Consider the following 23412-nt stretch of genomic DNA (forward strand, 5'->3'; position numbering starts at 1 on the left):
GTGACGACCGCGTCGTCTCGGGGGCGGACTCTTGACGCCTCCTCGCGGCGGGCCTACGTTCTCCAGCCAACAGGAAACTTTCCTAACAGACGCTTCCAGGCGTCCCGCCGGAACGTCTCCGGTGATCCGCGCGGTGGACTTCCCCCACCGCCCCCTGAAAAGCTGAGCGGTCGAGAGGCAGGTGTGGACACGCATGGCAGGAACCGCCGGTACGCCGGGCACCCCGCGCGTCCTGCGCGCCATGAACGACCGGGCCGCACTCGACCTCCTGCTGGAGCACGGGCCGCTGTCCCGGACCCGGATCGGCAAGCTGACCGGTCTGTCGAAGCCGACCGCCTCGCAGTTGCTGGCCCGCCTGGAGGCGGCGGGGCTGGTCCTGGCGGGCGGCACGACCGAGGGGCGCCCCGGGCCCGGCGCCCAGCTCTACGAGGTCAACCCGGCCGCCGGGTACGCCGCCGGGCTCGACGTCGCCCCGGGCCGCATCATGGCCGCGGTCGCCGACGTCACCGGGCGCATGGTCGGCCGGTACGAGCTGCCCACCCCGGGCCGCCGTCCCGCCCTCCCCGTCGTGCAACAGGTCACCGACGCCCTGGACGGCGCGGTGAAGGCGGCCGGACTCGCCCGCGCCGACGTCCACCGCCTCGTCATCGGCACGCCGGGCGCCTTCGACCCCGGTACCGGGCGGCTGCGCTACGCCTCCCACCTGCCCGGCTGGCACTCCCCCACGCTCCTGGAGGAACTCGCCGCCGCCCTGCCGATGCCGGTGGAGTACGAGAACGACGTGAACCTCGCCGCCGTGGCCGAGCAGCGCCTCGGCGCGGCCCGGGGGCACGAGGACTTCGTCCTGCTGTGGAACCAGGAGGGCCTGGGCGCCGCCCTGGTCCTGGGCGGCCGGCTGCACCGCGGCTGGACCGGCGGCGCCGGGGAGGTCGGGTTCCTGCCGGTGCCGGGCGCCCCGCTGGTCCGCAAGGTCAGCCGTACCGGCAGCGGCGGCTTCCAGGAGCTGGCCGGTTCCCAGGCCCTGCCGGGGCTGGCCCGGGAGCTGGGCGTCGCCGACGTGCCCGCGGGGCCGTACACCGAGGCCGCCGCCGCCCTGGTCGCCCGCGCGGCGCGGGCCGACTCCGGCGACGACCCGCACCGCCGGCTGCTCCAGACCTACGCCACCCGCCTGGCCACCGGCCTCGCCTCCCTCGTCTCGGTACTGGACCCCGAGCTGGTGGTCCTCAGCGGCACCTCACTCACCGCGGGCGGTGAGGCGCTGCGCGACCTGGTCCAGGACGAGCTGGAGGAACTGGCCGCCTCCCGGCCCCGGCTCGCCGTCGGCGACGTGACCGAGCACCCCGTGCTGCGCGGCGCACTGGAGAGCGCGCTCGCGGCCACCCGCGACGAGGTCTTCGACACCTCGCGCTGACCCCCGCGCCACCCCACCGGCCCCACCCCGCCCCACCCGCCTGTCCCCACCCTGCCCCTGGGAGCTTCGCCATGCCCGGAATATCCAGGAAAGCGGCCCTCGCGATCGCCGCCTCCGCCTCCCTCGCCCTGCTCACCACCGCCTGCACGGGCCAGTCGGATTCCTCGGCGGACGGCGCCTCCGACGATCCGCACGCCGAGACGACCATCACCTTCTGGCACGGCTGGAGCGCGCCCGCCGAGGTGAAGGCCGTACAGGCCAACGTGGACCGCTTCGAGAAGGCGCACCCCAACATCAAGGTGAAGGTCGTCGGCAACATCAACGACGACAAGCTCAACCAGGCCCTGCGCGCGGGCGGTTCGAGCGGCCCCGACGTGGTGTCCTCGTTCACCACCTCCAACATCGGCAAGTTCTGCTCCTCGGGCGCCTTCCTCGACCTCAAGCCCTTCATCGAGAAGTCGAGGCTCGACCTGGACGCGCTCATCCCGAAGCCGATGCTGGACTACACCCAGTTCGAGGGGACGCGCTGCGCCCTGCCCCTGCTCGGCGACGCCTACGGCCTCTACTACAACAAGGACGCCTTCGAGGCGGCCGGGATCAAGGCACCGCCGAAGACCTGGTCGGAGTTCGCCCAGGTGGCGAAGAAGCTGACGAAGACCAAGGGCGACGGGTACCAGCAGCTCGGCTTCATGCCGAACTACCACGGCTACGAGAGCGTCGTCGACCACTACATGTCCCAGTGGGACCACGCCTACTTCGACGAGGACGGCAGGTCGAACGTCGCCAAGGACCCGGCGTTCGCCGAGATGTTCACGTACCAGAAGAAGCTCGTCGACGACCTCGGCGGCTTCGAGAAGCTGGAGAGGTACCGCAACACCTTCGGCGACGAGTGGGGCGCCAAGCACCCCTTCCAGACCGGCCAGGTCGCCATGCAGCTGGACGGCGAGTGGCGGCTCGGCATGGCGAAGGACGCGGGCGTCGGCTTCGAGATCGGCACCGCGCCGATGCCCGTCGCCGACGACGAGGCGGACGAGTACGGCAAGGGCTTCCTGTCCGGCACCGTCATGGGCATCGCCCCGCAGAGCAAGAAGCAGAACGCCGCGTGGGAGCTGGTGAAGTACATGACGACCGACACCGGGGCCGTCGTCGCCTTCGCCAACGCCATCCGCAACGTGCCCTCCACCTTCCCGGCCCTCAAGTCGCCGGACCTGAAGACCGACCCGGCGTTCAAGACCTTCCTGGACATCGCCCAGCACCCCGAGTCGAACTCCCCGCCCGCCTCCGTCAACGGCGCCACGTACCAGCTGACCCTCCAGGACTTCGGCTACCGGTACGAGTCGGGCAAGGAGAAGGACCTCAAGGCCGGTCTGGAGAAGGCCGCCGCGCAGATCGACCGCGACATCGCGCAGGCGAAGTAGCGCACATGACCACGTCCATGACCGCGTCCGTGACCGCGTCCCGGTCCGCGAACACCCTCCGCGCCAAGCGTCGGCGCTCGGCGCTGCGCACGGTGGCCTTCATGTCACCGTGGCTCGTCGGGTTCGGCGTCTTCTTCGCCTATCCGCTGGTGTCCACCGTGTACTTCTCGCTGATGAAGTACGACGGCTTCGGCGTCCCGGAGTTCCGGGGCCTGGAGAACTGGGCGTACGTCTTCCGGGACTACCCGCTGTTCTGGCCCGCGCTGCGCAACACGCTCTGGCTGGTCCTGGTGATGGTGACCTGCCGGGTGGCGTTCGGGCTCGGGGTGGGGCTGCTCATCACGAGGATCAGGACGGGCGCCGGCATCTTCCGCACCCTCTTCTACCTGCCCTACCTCGCCCCGCCCGTCGCCGCGACCCTGGCCTTCGTCTTCCTCCTCAACCCCGGTACGGGACCGGTCAACTCGGTCCTGGAGGGCCTCGGCGTGCCGGCGCCCGGCTGGTTCACCGACGCCGCCTGGTCCAAGCCGGCGCTGACCGCGCTCGCGGTGTGGGGCGTGGGCGACCTGATGGTGATCTTCATGGCCGCGCTGCTCGACGTGCCGAAGGAGCAGTACGAGGCGGCCGAGCTGGACGGGGCCTCGGCCTGGCAGCGGTTCCGGTTCGTGACGCTGCCGAACATCTCGCCGATCGTGCTGTTCGCCGTGGTCACGGGCGTGATCCAGACCATGCAGTACTACACGCAGCCGCTGGTCGCCGGGAAGGTCGCCTCCGGGATCATCGGCGGCTCCGGCCAGTCCTTCGAGCCCGGCTATCCCGACCAGTCGACCCTCACCCTCCCCCAGCTCGTCTACAACCTCGGTTTCCAGCGCTTCGACTACGGCTCCGCCTGCGTGGTCGCGCTCGTGCTGTTCGCGCTGGCGATGGCGTTCACGGCGCTGCTGATGCGCCGCCGGGGCGGTCTGATCCAGGCAGGTGACCGATGACCGAGGTACCGATGACCCAGGTACTGGACCGGCCCGTCGCGGCCGGTACGCCGCCCACCGAGGAGCGCGTCGCGCGCAGACGCGTCCTGCTGCGCTGGATCGCCGTCCACTCCCTGGGCGTGGCCGCGGCCCTCTTCTTCACGCTGCCGTTCGTCTTCGTGGTGCTCACCTCGCTGATGAGCGACCAGCAGGCCCTCACCCGCGACCTGTGGCCGCACACCTGGGAGTGGGGCAACTACCGCGCGGTCCTGGACACGCCGGGCTTCCTCACCTGGTGGAAGAACACCCTGCTGTACGCGGGCCTCGGCACCGTGCTGACCGTGGCGTCCTCGATCCCGGTGGCGTACGCGCTGGCCAAGTTCCGCTTCCGGGGCCGGCATCTGTCCCTGATGCTGGTGATCTCGATGATGATGCTGCCCCCGCAGGTGATCGTCATCCCGATGTACCTGTTCTGGGCCAAGCAGCTGGACCTGTCCGGCACGCTGTGGCCGCTGATCGTCCCGATGGCCTTCGGCGACGCCTTCTCCATCTTCCTGCTGCGCCAGTTCCTGCTGACCGTCCCGGACGAGTACCTGGACGCGGCGAAGGTCGACGGCTGCGGGGAGCTGCGCACCCTGCTGAAGGTCGTCCTGCCGATGGCGAAGCCGGGCATCGCGGCCGTGGCCCTCTTCCAGTTCTTCTACGCCTGGAACGACTACTTCGGCCCCCAGATCTACGCCTCCGAGAACCCCGGCGCCTGGACGCTCTCCTACGGCCTGGAGTCCTTCAAGGGCGCCCACCACACCGACTGGAACCTCACCATGGCCGCGACCGTGCTGGTCATGGCCCCCGTGATCCTCGTGTTCTTCTTCGCGCAGAAGGCGTTCGTCGAGGGTGTCACGCTGACTGGAGTAAAGGGTTGATGTCTGCATGAAACTCACCGTGGTCGGCGGCGGTTCGACCTACACGCCCGAACTGATCGACGGCTTCGCCCGGTTGCGGGACACGCTGCCCGTCGAGGAGCTGGTCCTCGTCGACCCGGCGGCGGACCGGCTGGAGCTGGTGGGCGGCCTCGCCCGGCGCATCCTCGCCAAGCAGGGGCACGGCGGCCGCGTGGTCACCACCTCCGACCTGGACGCGGCCGTCGACGGCGCCGACGCCGTCCTGCTCCAGCTGCGCGTCGGCGGTCAGGCCGCCAGGCAGCGGGACGAGACCTGGCCGCTGGAGTGCGGCTGCGTCGGCCAGGAGACGACCGGTGCGGGCGGCCTCGCCAAGGCGCTGCGCACCGTGCCGGTGGTGCTGGACATCGCCGAGCGGGTGCGCCGGGCCAACCCGGACGCCTGGATCATCGACTTCACCAACCCGGTCGGCATCGTCACCCGGGCCCTGCTCCGGGCCGGGCACCGCGCGGTCGGGCTGTGCAACGTGGCGATCGGGCTGCAGCGCAAGTTCGCCGGGCTGCTCGGGGTGGCGCCCGCCGACGTCCATCTGGACCACGTGGGCCTCAACCACCTCACCTGGGAGACCGGCGTACGCCTCGGCGGCCCCGAGGGCGAGGACGTGCTGCCCAGGCTGCTCGCCGAGCACGGGGACACGGTCGCCGCCGACCTGCGCCTGCCCCGGCCGCTCCTGGACCGCCTGGGCGTCGTCCCCTCCTACTACCTGCGCTACTACTACGCCCACGACGAGGTCGTCGACGAGCTGCGCACCAAGCCGTCCCGGGCCGCCGAGGTGGCGGAGATGGAGCGGCGACTGCTGGAGATGTACGGCGACCCGGCCCTGGACGAGAAGCCCGCGCTGCTCGCCAGGCGCGGCGGCGCCTACTACTCCGAGGCCGCCGTCGACCTCGCCGCCGCCCTGCTCGGCGGCGCGGGCTCCCCGTACCAGGTGGTGAACACCTGCAACCGGGGCACGCTGCCCTTCCTCCCCGACGACGCGGTGATCGAGGTCCCGGCGGCGGTCGGCGGCAAGGGTGCCTCCCCGCTGCCGGTGGCGGACGTGGACCCGCTCCACGCGGGGCTCATCGCGCACGTGACCGCGTACGAGGACCTGGCCCTGGACGCGGCCCTGCGCGGCGGCCGGGACCGGGTCTTCCGGGCGTTGCTCGCCCACCCCCTCGTGGGCCAGTACGCGTACGCCGAGCGGCTCACCGACCGGCTGATCGCGCACAACCGGGAGCACCTGGCGTGGGCCTGAGCGCGAGCGTCCTCGCCGTCGACGCGGGCAACAGCAAGACCGACGTGGCCGTGGTGGCGGCCGACGGCGAGGTCCTCGGCACGGCGCGCGGCGGGGCCTTCCGGCCGCCCGCCGTAGGGGTCGAGCGGGCCGTGGACGCCCTGGCGGACGCGGTGACGCGGGCCTTCGCGGCGGCCGGAGTCACCTCCGTCGACCACGTGTCGGCGTGCCTGGCCAACGCCGATCTGCCCGTGGAGGAGGAACAGCTGGCCGCCGCGCTGCACGCGCGCGCGTGGGGCACGAGCGTCGAGGTCCGCAACGACACCTTCGCGATCCTGCGGGCGGGCGTCGCCGAGCCGCTGGGGGTCGCCGTCGTGTGCGGGGCCGGCGTCAACTGCGTCGGCATGCGCCCCGACGGCCGCACCGCCCGCTTCCCGGCCATCGGCCGCATCTCCGGCGACTGGGGCGGCGGCTGGGGGCTGGCCGAGGAGGCGCTGTGGCACGCCGCGCGCGCGGAGGACGGCCGGGGCGGGCCCACGGAACTGGCCCGCGCCCTGCCGGCCCACTTCGGCCTCGGCTCGATGTACGCCCTCATCGAGGCCCTGCACCTGCGGCGGGTCGAGCCGGTGCGGCGGCACGAGCTGACCCCCGTGCTGTTCGCCACGGCGGCCGACGGCGACCCGCTGGCGCGCTCCATCGTGGACCGGCAGGCCGACGAGGTGGTGGCCATGGCCACGGTCGCGCTGACCCGCCTCGACCTGCTGGCCGAACCGGCGCCGGTCCTGCTGGGCGGCAGCGTGCTGGCGGCCCGGCATCCGCAGCTCGACGGACGGATACGGGAACTGCTGGCGGCCCGTGCCCCCAAGGCCGTGCCCCGGGTGGTGACCGCCCGGCCCGTCCTGGGCGCGGTGCTGCTGGGCCTCGACCACGTGCGCGCGGCGCCCGGGGCCGGGGAGCGCGCCCGGGAGCACTTCGCCGTGTGAGCCGCCACGGGAACCGAACCGGTTCCCGTGGCGTATTCATGGGCAGGGGTGGTGCGTTGCACCGGGATCACATCAAGATCGGGTGAAGGCCGGTGCGAATGTCGGTGCGGGCAGCGATACTTGCGGCGACGGATGACCATGGGGGAGGTCAGCAGTGACTCGACCGCCGGAGAGCGGCGCGGCACCGCCGCCGGCCACGGCGCCGCGGCGTACCGCCTTCGCCGAGGGCGTGGACCGGCTGCGCGCGGCGGCGGTCACCGAGCCGGGGCGGCTGCGCATCATCGGCGCGGTGCTCGCCGCGCTCGTCGTCGCCTTCGGCACCGTCACCGCCTGGCAGATGAACGAGCGGGCCGCGGCGGCCGACGACGTGCTCACCCGCAGCCAGCCCCTCAGCTCCGCCGCGGCCGACATCTACCGCTCCCTCGCCGAGGCCAACACCGCGGCCTCCAGCGGCTTCCTGGCCGGCGGCCAGGAGACGGAGGACTCCCGCACGCGCTACGACAACGGGATCCGCGCGGCCGCCGAGGGGCTCGTGACGGCCGCCGCCAACTCCGAGCCGAAGTCTCCGGCGGCCACGACCGTCGCGAAGCTCAACCGCCTGCTGCCCGAGTACAAGGGTCTGGTCGAGCGCGCCCGCACCTACAACCGGCAGGGCTTCCCGGTCGGCGGCGCCTACCTGCGCTACGCCAACGAGAAGATGCAGAAGGAGATGCTCCCGGCGGCGGAGGACCTCTACAAGAAGGAGAACCAGCGGCTGGGCGCCGACTACGGCGACGCCAAGCCCTACCCCTGGGCGGCGATCGCCCTGGGCGTCGTCCTGCTCGCCGCGCTGGCCTGGGCCCAGCACCGGAACTACCGGCGCACCAACCGAGTCCTGAACCACGGCCTGGTCGCGGCGACCGCCGCCTCCGCGGTGGTGCTGCTCTGGCTGGTCGTCGGCCACAGCGTCGCCCGGTCGAACCTGACCGACTCCTACGAGCACGGCGTACGCTCCCTCAACGCGCTCAACGAGGCCCGTATCGCCTCCCTCAAGGCGCGGGGCAACGAGAACCTGACCCTGGTCTCCCGCGGCGCGGAGACGACCAAGGTGGGCGACAAGACGTACGACTCCTACGACCTGGCCTTCGGCAAGAACCTGGACAGCCTCGGTGAGGCACTGGCCGAGGCGGGGCGGCTCGCCGACGACAAGGCGGGCGAACAGCCGGTCGACACGGCGAACGGCAACATGACGGAGTGGAAGAAGCGCCACACCTCGGCCCGGACGCAGGACGAGAACGGCAACTACCAGCAGGCGCTGAACCTGGTGATCGGCGGCGACGGCGCCACGGTGGAGTGCTTCGACGGCGTCGACACCGCGCTCGCCACCGCGCTGAAGCACGAGAAGGCGGAGTTCGAGCAGGCGGCGGGCGACGGTCTGGACGCGATGGGCTACCTGCCGCAGGGCGCCGGCGTGCTCGCCGCGCTGGGGGCGGCCGGCGCGCTGATCGGCATCGGCCGCAGGCTGTCGGAGTACCGGTGAGGCGGGGTGCGGGCCCGGTGGGCCGGTGGGAAGGGGTGCCCGTGAAGGCCGTGGAGGCAGGACCCGGGAAAGGGGGCGTGAGGATGCGTGCGGGACGCCTGCGGGCCGGCCTGAGGGGCTGGGGCGGTGTGGGAGCGATGGCCTTCGCCTGCGTCCTCGCGGTGCTGGCGGCCCTGCTCCTGCCGATGGTCCCCTGGCACGGCACGGGCGGCGGTGGCGGTGCGGACGACGACGGCCACGGCGCCGCCCGCGGCAGCCAGGCACGGGCCGCGCGGGAGTGCACGGACCCGGAGAAGCAGACCCTCGCCCCGTCCGGGGACGACGGGCCCACCGTCGACGCGATCCGCGCCCGCGAGGGCGAGAAGCGCAAGCTCGTCGTCGGCGTCGACCAGAACAGCTACCGCTGGGGCTACCGCGACCCGAACAGCGGCGGCGACGCCGAACTGGAGGGCTTCGACATCGACCTGGCGCACCGGATCGCGAAGGACATCCTCGGCGACGAGAACGCCGTGCAGTTCAAGGCGATCCCCACCGACCAGCGCATCCCCGCGATCCAGGACGGCCGGGTCGACATGGTGGTCCGCACGATGACCATCAACTGCGACCGGCTGGAGGACGTCGCGTTCTCCGCCCCCTACTTCAGGACCGGCCAGCAGGTGCTGGCCCCCAAGTCCTCCAAGATCACCGGGTACGACGGCACGCTGGCCGGCAAGGAGGTCTGCACGGCGGCGGGTTCGACGGCGCTGAGCACGCTGGAGCAGGACCAGAAGGACGGCAGGCTCGCCGAGGGTGTCGGCCTGCGCACCACCGTGCCCAACCAACTCGACTGCCTGGTGCGGCTCCAGCTCGGCGAGGTGGACGCGGTGGTCACCGACGGCGCCCTCGCCGCGAGCCAGGCCGCGCAGGACCCGACGGTCGAGCTGAAGGGTGACGCCTTCACCACCGAGTACTACGGCGTGGCGATGAAGAAGGACGCCGACGATCTGGTACGCCGGGTCAACCGGGTCCTCGAGGAGTGGCGCGCGGACCGGGCGGGCGGGTGGCAGCACTCGTACGAGGAGTGGCTGTCGGAGACCATGGACGGGGCGGCGAAGTCGCTGCCGCCGACCCCGCAGTACCTGCGCAGGAGCTGACCGGCGGCGGCGCAGGCGAGGACAGAGCACACGCACGGCACACGCAAGTCCGCTACGGCGAGAGGTGATCGATGGGCGACACGGGACCCACCGGGCCGGTGATGGACCGGGACGAGGTGGACCGTGCGCTGGCGCGGCTCGGCGCGGAGCACGAGGCGATCGAGACCTCGCTCCTCGCCCTCCAGGACCACGCGGGCCGCAGACTCCTCGAGGGCGCCGAGCTGACCGGTGTCACCGCCGAGCGCTGGAGTGCCGCGGAGGCGTCGATCACGCTGCTGTGGACCTACTTCGACGCGTACACGGGCGCGCTGCGCACCGCCCGGGAGATCCGCTCCCGGCGCCGCTGGTCCAGCCGCGAGGACCTGGTGGAGCTGACGGAGCTGCTGCGCGGCGAGGCCGTCACGGTGTCCGGCGCGGCCGCCGCCACCGCCCACGCGCCCACCCCGCAGGGCGGTCCGGGCCGGCTCAGCGAGCGGTACTCGCTGGTGACGCTGGTGGAGCGGATGAACCAGCTCTACGCGACCTCCCTGGACATGGTGGTCGCCGCCGACGCGGTGTGGTCGGCGCTGCCCGCCCGGATCGATTTACTCGCCGCCGAGCTGCAGCGCACCCGCAAGCTGGCCCACTCCGTGGGCGTACGCCCCGGCGAGCACCCGGCCGGCGACGACCTGGAGCGGATCACCCGCACCCTGACCCGGCTGCGTGAGCAGGTGGTCTCCGACCCGCTGGCCTTCTGGACGCCCGCCCAGGGCAGTTCGGCGCCCGGCGGCGGCCGCCCCGACACCACGGTGTACGACCGGGAGGCGCGTGCCCTGGAGGAGGTGCGCCGCGAGATCGACGCCGTGCTGGCCGTGCGCCAGGACGCCGAGCAGCGGATCGTGCGGCTGCGGGACGTGCTCTCGCGCGCGGACCGCACGCTGGCCGAGGCCCGTACCGCGCGGGGCGAGGTGCTGGCGAAGATCGCCGCGACGGAGGTGCCGGTGGTGGGCGGACCGCCGATCGTGCTCCAGGAGCAGTTGGCGGCGGCCGCCGAGTACCGCAGGCACGCCCAGTGGCACCGGCTGTCGCCGCTCCTGGAGTCCCTGGAGGAGAAGGCGGAGGACGAACTGCTGCGGGCCCGCGAGTCGTTGACGGCGGTCACCGCGCCGCTCGCGGTCCGCGCCGAGCTGCGCGGCCGGCTCGACGCGTACAAGGCGAAGATGGCCCGGCTGGGCCACGCCGAGGACCCCGAGCTGGCCGAGAAGTACGAGAAGGCGCGCCGCATGCTGTGGAGCGCGCCCTGCGACCTGCGCGTCGCCGAGCAGGCCGTGCTGCGCTACCAGCACGCGGCGGCCGAACTGCTCGGCACCACGCGGCGCGTGCCCGGCCAGGGCGGTCCGGTGGACCGGACGGGACCCGGCGCGTGAAGGGCGACCCGCGCACACGCGAGAAGGGGGAGGCAGCGTCATGAGTGAGGCAGGACGGACGTGTCAGCGTCCCGGTTGCGGCGGGACCTACGAGGACATGGGCGGCGGCGAGCTGTACTGCGACACGTGCGGTCTCGCGCCGGTCGTCGCGGCGGGCGGCGCGCTGGGCTCGTCACCGACCGGCGTCACCGGAGGCGGGGGCCGGGGCTCGCGCGGATCGCGCGGTTCGTCGCGCAGCGGCGGCGGCTCCCGCTCCAGCGCCCGCAGTTCCCGTACGTCCTCGCAGTCGTCGAAGTCCCGGCGCTCCGTGTCGGGGCGGCTCTCGCGAGCCGTGTCGGGCCGCTCCACGGGGCGTTCGGTGTCGGTGCGCAGCTCCGGTTCGGGCGCGGGTTCGACCGGGCGCGGGCGCCTCGGCGTCGGACTCGTCGAGGTGCCGGCGGTGCCGCGGCCCGATCCGCGCGAGATGGTGATGGACCACCCGGAGGTGCCGGAGCGCAAGCGGTTCTGCTCCCGCTCGGACTGCGGGGCGCCGGTCGGGCGGGCGCGCGGCGAGCGGCCGGGCCGCACCGAGGGCTTCTGCACCAAGTGCGGTCACCCGTACTCGTTCGTGCCCAAGCTGAAGGCCGGGGACGTGGTGCACGGCCAGTACGAGGTGGTGGGCTGCCTCGCGCACGGCGGCCTCGGCTGGATCTACCTCGCCGTCGACAAGGCGGTCTCCGACCGCTGGGTGGTCCTCAAGGGCCTGCTGGACACCGGCGACCAGGACGCGATGGCGGCGGCGATCTCCGAACGGCGCTTCCTCGCCGAGATCGAGCACGCCAACATCGTGCGGATCTACAACTTCGTCGAGCACCTCGACCAGCGCACCGGTTCCCTCGACGGCTACATCGTCATGGAGTACGTCGGCGGCAAGTCGCTCAAGGAGATCGCCAACGCCCGGCGCTCCCCGGACGGCAGACGCGACCCGCTGCCGGTCGAGCAGGCCTGCGCGTACGGCATCGAGGCGCTGGAGGCGCTCGGCCACCTGCACAGCCGCAAGCTGCTGTACTGCGACTTCAAGGTCGACAACGCCATCCAGACCGAGGACCAGCTCAAGCTCATAGACATGGGCGCGGTGCGCCGCATGGACGACGACGAGTCGGCCATCTACGGCACGGTGGGCTACCAGGCCCCGGAGGTCGCCGACGTCGGCCCGTCGGTGGCGTCCGACCTGTACACGGTCGGACGGACCCTCGCCGTGCTGTCGTTCGACTTCCAGGGCTACACCACCGTCTACGCGGACTCGCTGCCCGACCCGGACAGCATCGAGGTCTTCCGGCAGTACGAGTCGTTCTACCGGCTGCTGGTGCGGGCCACCGACCCGGACCCGGCCCGCAGGTTCGCCTCCGCGCAGGAGATGGCGGAGCAGCTGACGGGCGTGCTGCGCGAGGTGGTCTCGCTCCAGACGGGCCGGGCCAGGCCCGCCGTGTCCACCCTGTTCGGGCCCGAGATCCGGGTCACGGACACGGAGTTGTTCCCGCGCCTGGACGGCGAGGTGTCGCGGCTGGGGGCCAGGGTGCCGGGTCCGAGAGGACGCCGGGGCGGCTCCGGTGCGGCCCTGCCGGGCGGGGCGGGTTCCGCGCCCGCGCTGCCGGGCGGGTCCGGTCCGGCCGTGGGCGCGCCGGGCGGGACCGTCGCGCACGCCCCGCCGGTCGGCGCGGCCGCGGGGCCGGCCGGAGCGCCGGCGGCCGCCCCCGGGGGCGCGAGCGCCTCGCTGCCCGGTGCGGTCAGCACGGTCGGCGGTCTCGGCACCGCCGCCGTCGGCCTGGTCAAGGGTGCCGACGCGCCCACCGCCTCGCTCGCGCTGCCGGTCCCCCGGGTCGACGCCGGTGACCCCAACGCGGGTTTCCTGGCGGGCCTCATGGCCTCCGCGCCGGCCGAGCTGCTGACCGCGCTGGCGGCGGCCCCGGCGCCGTCGACCGAGACCCGACTGCGGCAGATCAGGGCCCGGCTGGAGAACGGCGACGCCTCCGGCGCCCTGGAGGCGCTGGGGACCCTGGAGGGCGAGCGCCCCGACGACTGGCGGGTGGTCTGGTACCGCGGTCTCGCCGCCCTGGTGACCGGCGCCCACGAGGACGCCGCGCTGGCCTTCGACGCGATCTACGACGCCTTCCCCGGCGAGATCGCGCCCAAGCTCGCGCTCGGCCTGTGCGCGGAGGTGCTGGGGCAGCTCGACAACGCCGCCGAGTACTACCGGCTGGTGTGGTCCTCCGACCCGAGCCACGTCAGCGCGGCGTTCGGTCTCGCCCGGGTGCAGCTGGCCGCAGGCGACCGGGCCGGTGCCGTACGGACGTTGGAGTCCGTGCCGGAGACGTCCGTCCACTGCACCGCGGCGCGCGTGGCGGCCGTCCGGGCGCGGCTGCGGCAGCGCACCGCGGCGGCGGGCGACCTGGAGTTCCTGGACGATCTGGTCGCCGCCGCGCGGCAGGTCGAGGCGCTGGACGTGTACGGTCTTGACCCGGCGCGGCGCGAGCAGCTGTCGGCCGAGGTCCTCGGTTGCGCGCTGGACTGGGTACTCTCCGGAGGTCGGGGTTCCGTCCCTCCCGCCGCCGGGGGACGGACGCTGCTCGGCAGCGGCCTGGACGAACGCGGCCTGCGCTTCGGCCTGGAGCGTTCGTACCGCACGCTGGCCCGGCTGGCGCGGGGCGGCGAGGAGAGGATCGACCTGGTGGAACGTGCCAATCGTTACCGCCCCCGGACGTGGGTGTAGTTGATGTCGCAGATGCCCCAGCAGGCCGCTGTGCCGAAGTGCCCGAGCTGCGAGGAACCCCTCGAGTCGGGTGACCGTTTCTGCGGTGCGTGCGGATACGACCTGTCCGTCGTGCCCGCGCGGCCCGAGGACAGCCCGACCCCGGCGGTCAACGGCGCGGTGCCCGCGCCGCACGGCGTGGACTGGCCCACGGCCCGGGACTCGGACGGTCACGGCCGGCCCGCCCCGGTGCACGCGGCGGCCGAACTGCCGGGCACCGACTCGGGCGGCTCCCCGCTGCTGCCGCCGCAACCGCCGGCGCCGCCCTCGGCACCGGCCGTTCCGGCGCCCGGTGTGCGGTTCGACCGGCCGGGCGAGCCCGAGGAGTACCCCTTGCAGGCGCCCGACCCGCGGCAGAGCCCCGAACCGGCCGCGACCGCCGCACCGGTCCCGCCCGCCGCACCGGCCGCGGCCGAGAAGGTGTGCGTGGCCTGCCGCGCGGGCCGGGTCGACGACGACGGCTACTGCGAGAACTGCGGGCATGCCCAGCCCCGCGAACGCGACCACATGGAGCAGGAGTCGGGACCGGTGGCCGCCGTCAGCGACCGCGGTCTGCGCCACCACCGCAACGAGGACGCGTTCTCGGTGGGCTGCACCGCGCTGCCGGACGGCGCCCCCGCCTCCGTGGCGATCGTCTGCGACGGCGTGTCCTCCGCGACCCGCCCCGACGACGCCTCCCTCGCCGCCTCGCGGGCGGCCGGCGAGTCGTTGCTCGGCGCCCTGCCGCGCGGCACGCACCCGCAGCAGGCCATGCACGACGCCATCCTCGCCGCCTCGCGGGCCGTCAACGCGCTGGCCGACGAACCGGCCACCGCCCGCGAGCAGGCCCCGCACCAGAACGCGCCCGCCTGCACCCTGGTCGGCGCCGTGGTCACCGCGGGTCTGCTGGTCGTCGGCTGGGTCGGCGACAGCCGGGTCTACTGGGTCCCGGCCGACCGCACCACCCCGCCCGCCCGGCTCACCGAGGACGACTCGTGGGCCGCGCAGATGGTCGCCGCCGGTCTGATGAGCGAGGCGGAGGCCTACGCCGACGAGCGCGCCCACGCGATCACCGGCTGGCTGGGCGCCGACGCCTACGAACTGGAGCCGCACACCGCGTCCTTCAAGCCGGACCGCCCCGGTGTGGTCGTGGTCTGCACGGACGGCCTGTGGAACTACGCGGAGTCCGCCGAGGAGATGGCCGAGGCCATGCCCCTGGACGCCGCCGCCCGCCCGCTGCACGGCGCCCGCGTCCTGGTCGGTCACGCCCTGGACGGCGGGGGCCACGACAACGTAACAGTGGCCCTCCTGCCGTTCCCGGCCCCGCCGCAGGGGGCAGGATCGGCCTGAGGCCCCCGCACGGACACGGGTGGAGGGGCGGCCTCGCGGACCGCAGGGGGCGGTCCGCACCAGTGAGCCAAGGCCCCACCGCTGTGGGGACGTAGAGGGGGATGCGATCCGGCATGGCCAATTTCTCGAAGTCGAACGTGCCGCAGTTCGCGGTGGACGTCTACCAGAACGAGTACCTGCCCGAGGGCGGCCGTGAGGTCAACGCCATCGTCACGGTCACCGCGACCGGCGGCGGCACGGTCGGGAGCGCGGTCGCCGCGCCCCACCTGTACTCGCCCGGCCAGGGGCCGTCCGCCGCCGTGGCGCTGATGGTCGACTGCTCGGGCTCGATGGACTACCCGCCGACCAAGATGCGCAACGCCCGCGACGCCACGTCCGCGGCGATCGACACCCTGCGCGACGGGGTGCACTTCGCCGTGGTCGGCGGCACGCACGTGGCCAAGGAGGTCTACCCGGGCGGCGGCCGGCTCGCGGTCGCCGACGCCACCACCCGGGCGCAGGCCAAGCACGCGGTGCGGAGCATCGGCGCGGGCGGCGGCACCGCCATCGGCACCTGGCTGCGGCTGGCCGACCGGCTGCTGTCCACCGCGGACGTCGCCATCCGGCACGGCATCCTGCTCACCGACGGCCGCAACGAGCACGAGTCGCCCGAGGACCTCAGAGCCGCGCTCGACGCCTGTGCCGGGCGTTTCACGTGCGACGCCCGTGGCGTGGGCACCGACTGGGAAGTGAAAGAAGTCACAGGGGTCGCCTCCGCCCTGCTCGGCACCGCCGACATCGTCGCCGATCCGGCCGGTCTGGCCGCCGACTTCACGCGGATGATGGAGACGGCCATGGGCAAGGAGGTCGCGGACGTCGCGCTGCGCCTGTGGACCCCGGTCGGCACCACCGTGAAGTTCGTCAAGCAGGTCGCCCCGACGGTCGAGGAGCTGACCGGCCGCCGCACCGAGGCGGGACCGCGGGCCGGCGACTACCCCCTCGGTTCCTGGGGCGACGAGTCCCGTGACTACCACGTCTGCGTGGAGGTACCGGCCGCGGACCTCGGCCAGGAGATGCTGGCCGCCCGGGTCTCCCTGGTCATCCCGGAGCCCGACGGCAGCGTGCAGAACCTCGGCGCGCAGGGTCTCGTACGGGCCGTGTGGACCGACGACATGACCGCTTCCACGTCGATCAACCCCCAAGTCGCCCACTACACCGGCCAGGCCGAACTGGCACAAGCCATCCAACAAGGGCTCGATCTGCGCAAAGCGGGAGACATCGACGGAGCAACGGCCAAACTGGGCCGCGCGGTTCAGCTCGCCGGTGCCTCCGGAAACGCCGATACGGCGAAACTGCTCGCCAAGGTGGTGGACGTAGTGGACGCGGCGGCAGGTACTGTGCGACTGAAAGCGAAGGTCGAGGAGGCCGACGAGATGACTCTCGAGACCCGGTCGACCAAGACGGTTCGTGTAAAGAAGTGACGCACAACAACCGCGCGACACGCCCGCAAGAGAGGGAAGCTCCGACATGCCGACCTGCCCGAACGGACACCAGTCGGGTTCCGACGACTGGTGCGAGGTCTGCGGTCACCGCATGGCCGGTGCCGTGCCGCCCCCTCCGCCGCCACCCCCGCCCGGCGGCGGTTACGGCTTCCCGCCGCCCGCCGGTCCCGGCGGTCACGGTGGGCCGGGCGGCGGCCCCGGCGGTCCCGGCGGCGAGCCGCAGTTGTGCCCGCAGTGCCGCACGCCGCGTGAGGGCGGTGCGCCGTTCTGCGAGGAGTGCCGGTGGAACTTCCTGACCAACACCGCCACCTCGTACACCCCGGCCGCCCCGCGCCCGCCGGCGTCCGGCGGCCCGGCGCCGGCACCGCACTTCGGGCAGCCGCCCGCGGGTCCGTCGTACGGCGGCGGTGACTCGTACGACTACCAGGGCTCCCGCCCGTCCCAGATGAACCGTCCCGCAGAACCGATCCCCCCGGGCCCTCCGCCCTTCGGCGCCGACCCGTCGGGCCGCGGCGGTCCCGGTGGCCCTGGCGGCCCTGGAGGTCCCGCGGGCGGTCCCGGCGGCCCGAACGGTCCCTACAGCCCCAATGGCCCCGGTGGTCCCGGCGGTCCCGGCGGCGGACCTGGCGGCCCCGGTGGGCCCGCGGGCGGCTTCGGCCGCCCGGGGGGGCCTGGTGGTCCTGGTGGCCCCAATGGGCCTGGTGGGCCTGGTGGCGGCTTCGGTGGGCCCGGTGGGCCCGGTGGGCCCAGTGGTCCCGGTGGGCCCAACAGCCCCCACGGTCCCGGCGGTCCGAACGGTCCCGGTGGCCAGGGCGGTCCCTCCGGTCCCCCGGCCCCTCCCGGTTTCGGTGGCGATCCGTCGCGTCCGGTTCCGCCTCCGCCCGGCCCCGTTCCGCCCCCGCCCGGTGGCGCCGGCGGCCCTGGCGGCCCCGGTGGCGCCCCGCAGGGGTTCCAGTCCGGTCCGCCGGCCCCGCCCGCCTTCCCGCGAGAGACCAACCGCCCGCAGCAGGGCGGCCCGTCCTTCGGCGGCGGTGACGACGACTGGGTGCTCTCCCCGCCGTCGTCCACCGGCCCGGGAGGACCTGGTGGACCGGCCGGCCCCGGCGGGCCGAACGGCCGGGGCCCGGCCCCGGCCCCGGCCCAGGGCGGCGGCTACGGCTACCCGCAGCCCGGCGCCACCCAGGCACCCCCGCCCGGCCAGGGCTTCCCGCAGCAGCCGCAGCGGCCCCAGCAGCCGACGACCTGGTCGGCGACGATCGGTCCGGACCGCGAGTACTTCATGGCGATGATGCAGCGCTCCGGCCCCGAGGCCGCGGGCCTGAACCTGCCCGCGTACTCGCCCGAGCAGCAGCGCACGCTCACCGGCAACCAGATCACCATCGGCCGCCGGAGGCACTCCACCGGCGACACCCCGGACATCGATCTGGCCGTGCCGCCGGAGGACCCGGGCGTCTCGCACCAGCACGCGGTGCTGGTGCAGCAGCCGGACGGCAACTGGGCGGTCGTCGACCAGAACTCGACGAACGGCACGACGGTCAACGGCGGCGAGGAGCCGATCCAGCCCTTCGTGCCGGTGCCGCTCCAGGACGGCGACCGGGTGCACGTGGGCGCCTGGACGACGATCACGATCCGCCGGGGATAGCGCGACCGGCACGCACCGTCAGGCGAACGGCCAGGCGTAGGGGCCCTCGGGGTCGTCCAGCCACGCCCAGGCCCGTTCGCCGCTGACGGTGATGCCGTAGCGCTCGCGGCGCGGGGCCTCCTCGCGCTCCCACAGCGCGTACGCCTCCTGGGGATCGAGCCCGCCCCGGCTCAGCGCCAGCAGGAAGCGGAACAGGTCGTCCTCCCGGGCCCGGCGCGGTACGCCGCCCAGTCCCGGTGTCCCGGGCTCGGCACGGTCCGCTCCGCGCAGCGGGACGAAGTACGCGGGCGTGTGCAGGAAGCGCCCCTCGGCATGCCCCGCGTCACGGACCGTGAGGACGACGAGACCGGTGGCCAGCGGGGTCAGGATCCGGCCGCCGGGGCGGCACTGGGCCAGCCAGGCGCGCGGCACCGAGGGCAGCGTGCAGGTGGCGAGGATCCGGTCGTAGGGGGCGCGCTCGGGGACGCCCCGGGCGCCGTCGCCCGTGACGACGGCCGGGTGGTACCCGGCGGTGTCCAGGTGCCGGCGGGCCGACTCGGTGATCTCGGGCTCCAGGTCCACGGTGGTGACCAGGTCGCCGTCGCCGAGGCGATGGGCGAGCAGGGCGGCGTTGTAGCCGGTGCCGGCGCCGATCTCCAGGACCCGGTGGCCGTCCCGCACGTCCAGCTCGACCAGCATCATCGCCATCAGTGAGGGCTGGCTGCTGGAGGAGAGCAGTTCGCCGTCGCGCAGCCGGGTCGCCAGCGGTGCGTCGGCGTACGCGCCGCGCACCCAGCGCTCGCGGGCGCCGGGGTCGGGGTCCTCGCCCCACCGGCGTTCGTAGCCGCCCCAGACGCCGACGTAGTAGTACGGCACGAACAGGTGGCGCGGGACCTCCCGGAACGCCTCCCGCCACACCGGGTCGGCCGCCCAGGCACCGCTCAGCTCGATCTCCCGCACCAGCTCCGCCCGCGCGGAGGCGGCGAGGCTGTCCAGGTCCTCGTACCCGCCCATGTCTCCACAGTACGGGCCGGGCGCACGGCGGGCAGGGACCCGGAGCGGTCCTAGGTCTTGAGTCCTATGCCCCCGTGTCTGAGACCATGGACGGCGTGAACGAGATTCGGCGCGGCACGCTTCAGGAGCAGACCTTCTACGAGCAGGTCGGCGGGGAGGAGACCTTCCGCCGGCTCGTCCACCGTTTCTACGAGGGGGTCGCCGAGGACCCGATCCTGCGGCCGATGTACCCGGAGGAGGACCTGGGTCCGGCCGAGGACCGTTTCGCGCTGTTCCTCATGCAGTACTGGGGCGGCCCGACGACGTACAGCGACAACCGCGGCCACCCGCGGCTGCGGATGCGGCACGCGCCCTTCGCCGTCGACCGGGCCGCGCACGACGCCTGGCTGAAGCACATGCGGGTCGCGCTCGACGAGCTGGGCCTGTCCGAGGAGCACGAGCAGACGCTGTGGAAGTACCTGACGTACGCGGCGGCCTCGATGATCAACACCCAGGGCTGATCCCCGTCCGGCCCGGTGTGACCCGGCGGACTGACGGGCGCATTCCGGTCAGCCAACGCCGGATTCCGGTCACGATCCGGTCAAGTCCGTATCCCGAGCGCTTACTTCCGCACCTCCACCTCTGACAACATCCGGAGAGGTCTGGACAACAGCGGCGGGGGGCCGGGTGGCGGGGTACGGGGGGCTCATCGGGTTCGTGCTGCTGCGGGCGCGGGCGCACCGCGTGCTGCTGGCCGCGGCCCTGCTCACCGTCCTGCTGACCACCACGGTGCTGGCCACCCTGACCGCCTACTCGGGTGCCATCGGCGACGCGGCCCTGCGGCACGCCCTCGCCGACCCGCGCACCGGGGCCGACGCCGCGCTGATCGTGAAGGCGGACGTACCGGCCGAGCAGCGGTCGGCCGCCGACGCCACCGTGCGCGAGGGCGCCGCGAAGACCTTCGAGGGCCTGCCGCGTACGGTACGGACCCTGGTGCGCTCGGGCCCGTACGCGCTGCCCGGTTCCCTGCGGCCGCGCACCGAGCGGTCCGGCGACCCCGACCTGACCTTCTTCGCGGCGCTCGACCCGACGCAGGTCCGCGTCGACGAGGGCCGGATGCCCGCGCACGGTGGCCCGGACGCCGACGGAGCCGTCGAGGTGGCGGTGCCGGTGGCAGCCGCCGAGCGCATCGGTGTCGGTCCGGGCGACCGGCTCACCCTCACCGACCGGCTCGACGGCCCCGCCGTCCGTATCGTGGTGAGCGGCCTGTACCGGCCGGTCGACGCCGGGTCACCGTACTGGCGCCTCGACGACCTGTCCGGGCGCGGCCTCCAGCAGGGCGGCTTCACGACGTACGGGCCGCTGCTCGCCCCGCCCGGTGCGCTGAGCGGTGGCCGGGTCAGCACGGGGTCGTCCGGGTGGCTGGTGACGGCGGACTACTCGTCGCTGACGACCGGACGGACGCAGGACCTCGGGGACGCGGCCCGGGACGGCCTGGCGTGGCTGCGCGAGCAGCAGGTGCTCAGCGGCACCACCGCGGCGACCACCGAACTGCCCGCGATCCTGGAGCGCCTCGACCGTTCGCTGGAGGTCTCCCGTTCCACCCTCCTGGTCATCGCGTCGCAGCTCGTGCTGCTCGCGGGCGGCGCACTGCTGCTGGTGGCGCGGCTGCTGAGCGTGGAGCGGGCGGGCGAGCTGCGGCTGCTGCGGGCACGCGGCGCCTCCCGGTCCCGGCTGGCGGCCGGTTCCGCGCTGGAGGCGCTGCTGCTGGCGGTGCCCGCGCTGGTCTGCGCGCCGCTGCTGGCCGGACCGCTGATCCGGCTGCTGGCCGGGCAGGGGGCGCTGGCCCGGATCGGGCTCGGCTGGGAGCCGACGGCCGGCGGCAGCGGCACGGTGTGGCTGGTGGCGGCGGTCGCGGCCCTCGGGTGCACGCTGGCCGTGACGCTGCCCGCGCTGACCCTCGCGCCGGAGGCCGGCGGCGGCCGGCCGCGGGCGCTGCCGGGCTGGCTGCGGGCCGGTGCGGACGTGGGCCTGCTGGTGATCGCCGGTATCGCCTACTGGCAGCTGGACCAGCAGACCTCCGCCGCCGGGAAGGGCGAGGCCGAGGACACGGGCGGCCTGGGGGTCGATCCGCTGTTCGTGGCGACGCCCACGCTGGCGCTGCTGGCCGGGACGGTGCTGGCGCTGCGGCTGCTGCCGCTGGTGGCGCGGCTCGCGGAACGCCGGGCGGCGAGCGGGCGCGGGCTCGCGGCGGCGCTGGCGGGCTGGCAGCTGAGCCGCCGTCCGATGCGCGGGGCGGGTCCCGTGCTGCTGCTGGTGCTGGCCGTGGCGCTGGGCACGATGGCGATCGGGCAGGGCGCCTCGTGGTCCCGTTCGCAGGACGACCAGGCGGACTTCCGGGCGGGGGCGCCGATCCGGGTGCAGGCCCCGGGCACGCCGGGCCCGGGCCGCACCGACCTGGTCGCGGGCGTCACGGGGGTGGCGGAGGTCGCCCCCGCGGCCCGGTCCGAGGTCTCCCTGTCCGGCGACCGGACGGCGACGGTGCTCGCGCTGGACACCTCGCGCGCGGCGGGCCTGATGCTGATGCGGCCGGACCTGGCCGACGAGTCGCCGCGGGCGCTGCTGTCCGGGATGGCGCCCGGCCGGCCGTCGAAGGGGGCGGAGATCCCGGCGGACACGGCCCGGCTCGCGCTGACGGCGACGCTGGCCGTCCAGGACGCCGGCCCGGGCGCCGCCGACTCCCGGTCGGCGGACGTGACGGTCACCGTCGAGGACCGCTGGGGCACCCCGTACCGGCTGGCGGCCGGTTCGCTGGCCGCCGACGGCCGGGAGCACACCCTCGGTCTGGACGTCTCCGCCGGACCGCTCACCCTGACCGGCGTCGAGTCCACGGTGGTCCAGCCCGGCGGCCACAGCGAACAACACCGCCTGACCGTACGGCGGGTGACGGCCACCGCCGCCGACGGGACGGTACGCCGGGTGCCGCTGCCCGCCGCCTGGACGGCCGGGTCGGAACTGGCGCCCCCGCCGGCCGTACCGGACGCGGTCGGTGCCCCGTCCAAGCCCCGCCTGCTCGGCTCGAAGCCGCTCGCCGTCGAGTACTCCACCGGCCGCTCGGACGGCGGCTGGAAGATCACCACGCTGACCGTGCGGATGCGGGTCGCGCAGTCGAAGCCCGCCGAGGTGACCGCGGTGGCCACCGACCGCTTCCTCGACTCCTCGGGCGCCCGCACCGGGCAGCGCGTCACGGTGCTGATCGGCGGCCACGACGTCCCGGTGCGGATCGTCCGCTCCGTGCGCGAGCTGCCGGGCACCGGGCCCGAGACCCCCTCGGCGCAGTTCGGCGGCGCCCTGCTGGTCGACCTGCCGACGGTCAACCGGCGGTTGCAGGGCACGTACGGCGCCGCCGTCGCGCCCACCGAGTGGTGGCTGCGGACGGCGCCGGGGCGGACCGAGGAGGCCGCGGCGGGCCTGCGGGCGTTCCCGGACACCGCACCGGCCCAGGTCCTGGTGCGCGACGAGGTCGCCGAGCGGCTGCGCGACGACCCGTTCGGCGCCGGTCCCGGGGCGGCGTTCGCCGCGGCGACCCTGGTGGCGGCGGCGCTCGCCGCGGTCGGCTTCGCGGTCAGCGCGGCCGGGTCGCTGCGCGAGCGCGGCACCGAGTTCTCCGTACTGCGCGCCCTGGGCGCCTCGCGCCGCCGGCTGGCCCGCACGGTCGCCGCCGAGCAGGGCGTGCTGACCGGCCTGGCCCTGCTGACCGGCGCCGCCCTGGGCGCGGTCCTCACCCGGGCGGTGATCCCGCTGACCGTACTGACCCCGCAGGCCACCCGCCCCGTGCCGGACGTCCACGTGGCCCTGCCGGGCGACCGCATCGCCCTGCTGCTGGCCGGCATGGCCGTCGTCCCGCTCCTGGTCACCGCCGCCCTGGCCCTGCGCCGCACCGACACCACGGTGACCCTCAAGGACCCCGGAGGCACCGGCCGATGAACCCCACGACCACGCCCCGGACCCTCACCCGGCCCCGCGCCGACGCCCTGCCGGGCCACCCCACCGGCGCCGGTAACGACGCCCGTCCCACCGCTGCCCGCCACCGCACCGGCCTCACGCCGCCGCACGGACCCCACGGCCACTCTCAAGGACCCCGGAGGCACCGGCCGGTGAACCCCGCCGGCACACCCCGGACTCCCACC

The 23412-nt window shown here is 74.4% G+C and carries 17 protein-coding genes; 15 read left to right on the plus strand and 2 right to left on the minus strand.

Annotated features, from left to right (window positions below; translation table 11 throughout):
• Positions 1-193: 193 nt before the first annotated feature.
• The 9 genes from ACZ56V_RS07130 to ACZ56V_RS07170 all read left to right on the plus strand — a co-directional run bounded on the left by ACZ56V_RS07130 (position 194) and on the right by ACZ56V_RS07170 (position 11010).
• On the plus strand, positions 194-1411 hold the full coding sequence (locus tag ACZ56V_RS07130; RefSeq protein ID WP_468939952.1) for an ROK family transcriptional regulator: 1218 nt from the start codon (positions 194-196) through the stop codon (positions 1409-1411).
• Between the two features lie 71 nt (positions 1412-1482).
• The gene (locus ACZ56V_RS07135) at positions 1483-2829 is read left to right on the plus strand and encodes an ABC transporter substrate-binding protein (protein ID WP_467378087.1); all 1347 of its coding nucleotides are present in this window, start codon (positions 1483-1485) and stop codon (positions 2827-2829) included.
• Between the two features lie 5 nt (positions 2830-2834).
• On the plus strand, positions 2835-3815 hold the full coding sequence (locus ACZ56V_RS07140; RefSeq protein WP_467378089.1) for a carbohydrate ABC transporter permease: 981 nt from the start codon (positions 2835-2837) through the stop codon (positions 3813-3815).
• A gap of 11 nt (positions 3816-3826) precedes the next feature.
• Positions 3827-4717: a carbohydrate ABC transporter permease gene (locus ACZ56V_RS07145; protein ID WP_356360209.1), complete on the plus strand. Its 891-nt coding sequence runs from the start codon at positions 3827-3829 to the stop codon at positions 4715-4717.
• A 7-nt stretch (positions 4718-4724) separates the two neighbouring features.
• Complete coding sequence (locus tag ACZ56V_RS07150) at positions 4725-5990, plus strand: 6-phospho-beta-glucosidase (protein ID WP_468939957.1); 1266 nt, start codon at positions 4725-4727, stop codon at positions 5988-5990.
• Positions 5981-6952 carry an N-acetylglucosamine kinase gene (locus ACZ56V_RS07155; RefSeq protein WP_468939960.1) on the plus strand — a complete coding sequence of 324 codons (972 nt, stop codon included), beginning with the start codon at positions 5981-5983 and terminating at the stop codon, positions 6950-6952. Before ACZ56V_RS07150 ends, ACZ56V_RS07155 begins: the two co-directional genes overlap by 10 nt.
• Positions 6953-7106: 154 nt before the next feature.
• The gene (locus ACZ56V_RS07160) at positions 7107-8471 is read left to right on the plus strand and encodes a hypothetical protein (protein WP_467378094.1); all 1365 of its coding nucleotides are present in this window, start codon (positions 7107-7109) and stop codon (positions 8469-8471) included.
• A gap of 83 nt (positions 8472-8554) precedes the next feature.
• The gene (locus ACZ56V_RS07165) at positions 8555-9604 is read left to right on the plus strand and encodes a glutamate ABC transporter substrate-binding protein (RefSeq protein WP_398910840.1); all 1050 of its coding nucleotides are present in this window, start codon (positions 8555-8557) and stop codon (positions 9602-9604) included.
• 71 nt (positions 9605-9675) lie between these two features.
• Positions 9676-11010: a coiled-coil domain-containing protein gene (locus ACZ56V_RS07170; protein ID WP_468939964.1), complete on the plus strand. Its 1335-nt coding sequence runs from the start codon at positions 9676-9678 to the stop codon at positions 11008-11010.
• Positions 11011-11097: 87 nt separating this feature from the next.
• On the opposite strand, the gene ACZ56V_RS07175 is transcribed toward ACZ56V_RS07170, so the two are convergent.
• Positions 11098-11358 (minus strand): hypothetical protein, encoded by a 261-nt coding sequence (locus tag ACZ56V_RS07175; protein ID WP_467378098.1) that lies wholly within the window; start codon positions 11356-11358, stop codon positions 11098-11100.
• 10 nt (positions 11359-11368) lie between these two features.
• On the opposite strand from ACZ56V_RS07175, the gene ACZ56V_RS07180 reads away from it, so the two are divergent.
• The 4 genes from ACZ56V_RS07180 to ACZ56V_RS07195 all read left to right on the plus strand — a co-directional run bounded on the left by ACZ56V_RS07180 (position 11369) and on the right by ACZ56V_RS07195 (position 18250).
• Positions 11369-13759, plus strand: coding sequence for a serine/threonine-protein kinase (locus tag ACZ56V_RS07180; RefSeq protein ID WP_468939967.1), 2391 nt, complete (start codon positions 11369-11371; stop codon positions 13757-13759).
• 3 nt (positions 13760-13762) lie between these two features.
• Positions 13763-15127 carry a PP2C family serine/threonine-protein phosphatase gene (locus ACZ56V_RS07185; RefSeq protein WP_468939970.1) on the plus strand — a complete coding sequence of 455 codons (1365 nt, stop codon included), beginning with the start codon at positions 13763-13765 and terminating at the stop codon, positions 15125-15127.
• Between the two features lie 113 nt (positions 15128-15240).
• Positions 15241-16587, plus strand: coding sequence for a vWA domain-containing protein (locus ACZ56V_RS07190; protein ID WP_467378104.1), 1347 nt, complete (start codon positions 15241-15243; stop codon positions 16585-16587).
• Between the two features lie 46 nt (positions 16588-16633).
• A complete protein-coding gene (locus tag ACZ56V_RS07195) occupies positions 16634-18250 on the plus strand; it encodes an FHA domain-containing protein (RefSeq protein WP_468939974.1) in 1617 nt (538 codons plus the stop codon).
• 18 nt (positions 18251-18268) lie between these two features.
• Here ACZ56V_RS07195 and ACZ56V_RS07200 read toward each other — a convergent pair whose 3' ends face one another.
• Positions 18269-19243 (minus strand): methyltransferase domain-containing protein, encoded by a 975-nt coding sequence (locus ACZ56V_RS07200; RefSeq protein WP_467378107.1) that lies wholly within the window; start codon positions 19241-19243, stop codon positions 18269-18271.
• An 86-nt stretch (positions 19244-19329) separates the two neighbouring features.
• Here ACZ56V_RS07200 and ACZ56V_RS07205 point away from each other — a divergent pair, with 86 nt between their 5' ends.
• Positions 19330-19743, plus strand: coding sequence for a globin (locus ACZ56V_RS07205; protein WP_052838099.1), 414 nt, complete (start codon positions 19330-19332; stop codon positions 19741-19743).
• Between the two features lie 166 nt (positions 19744-19909).
• Positions 19910-23209 carry an FtsX-like permease family protein gene (locus tag ACZ56V_RS07210; protein ID WP_468939977.1) on the plus strand — a complete coding sequence of 1100 codons (3300 nt, stop codon included), beginning with the start codon at positions 19910-19912 and terminating at the stop codon, positions 23207-23209.
• The last annotated feature ends 203 nt before the right edge of the window (positions 23210-23412 follow it).

Source organism: Streptomyces sp. NPDC034099 (assembly GCF_055575415.1).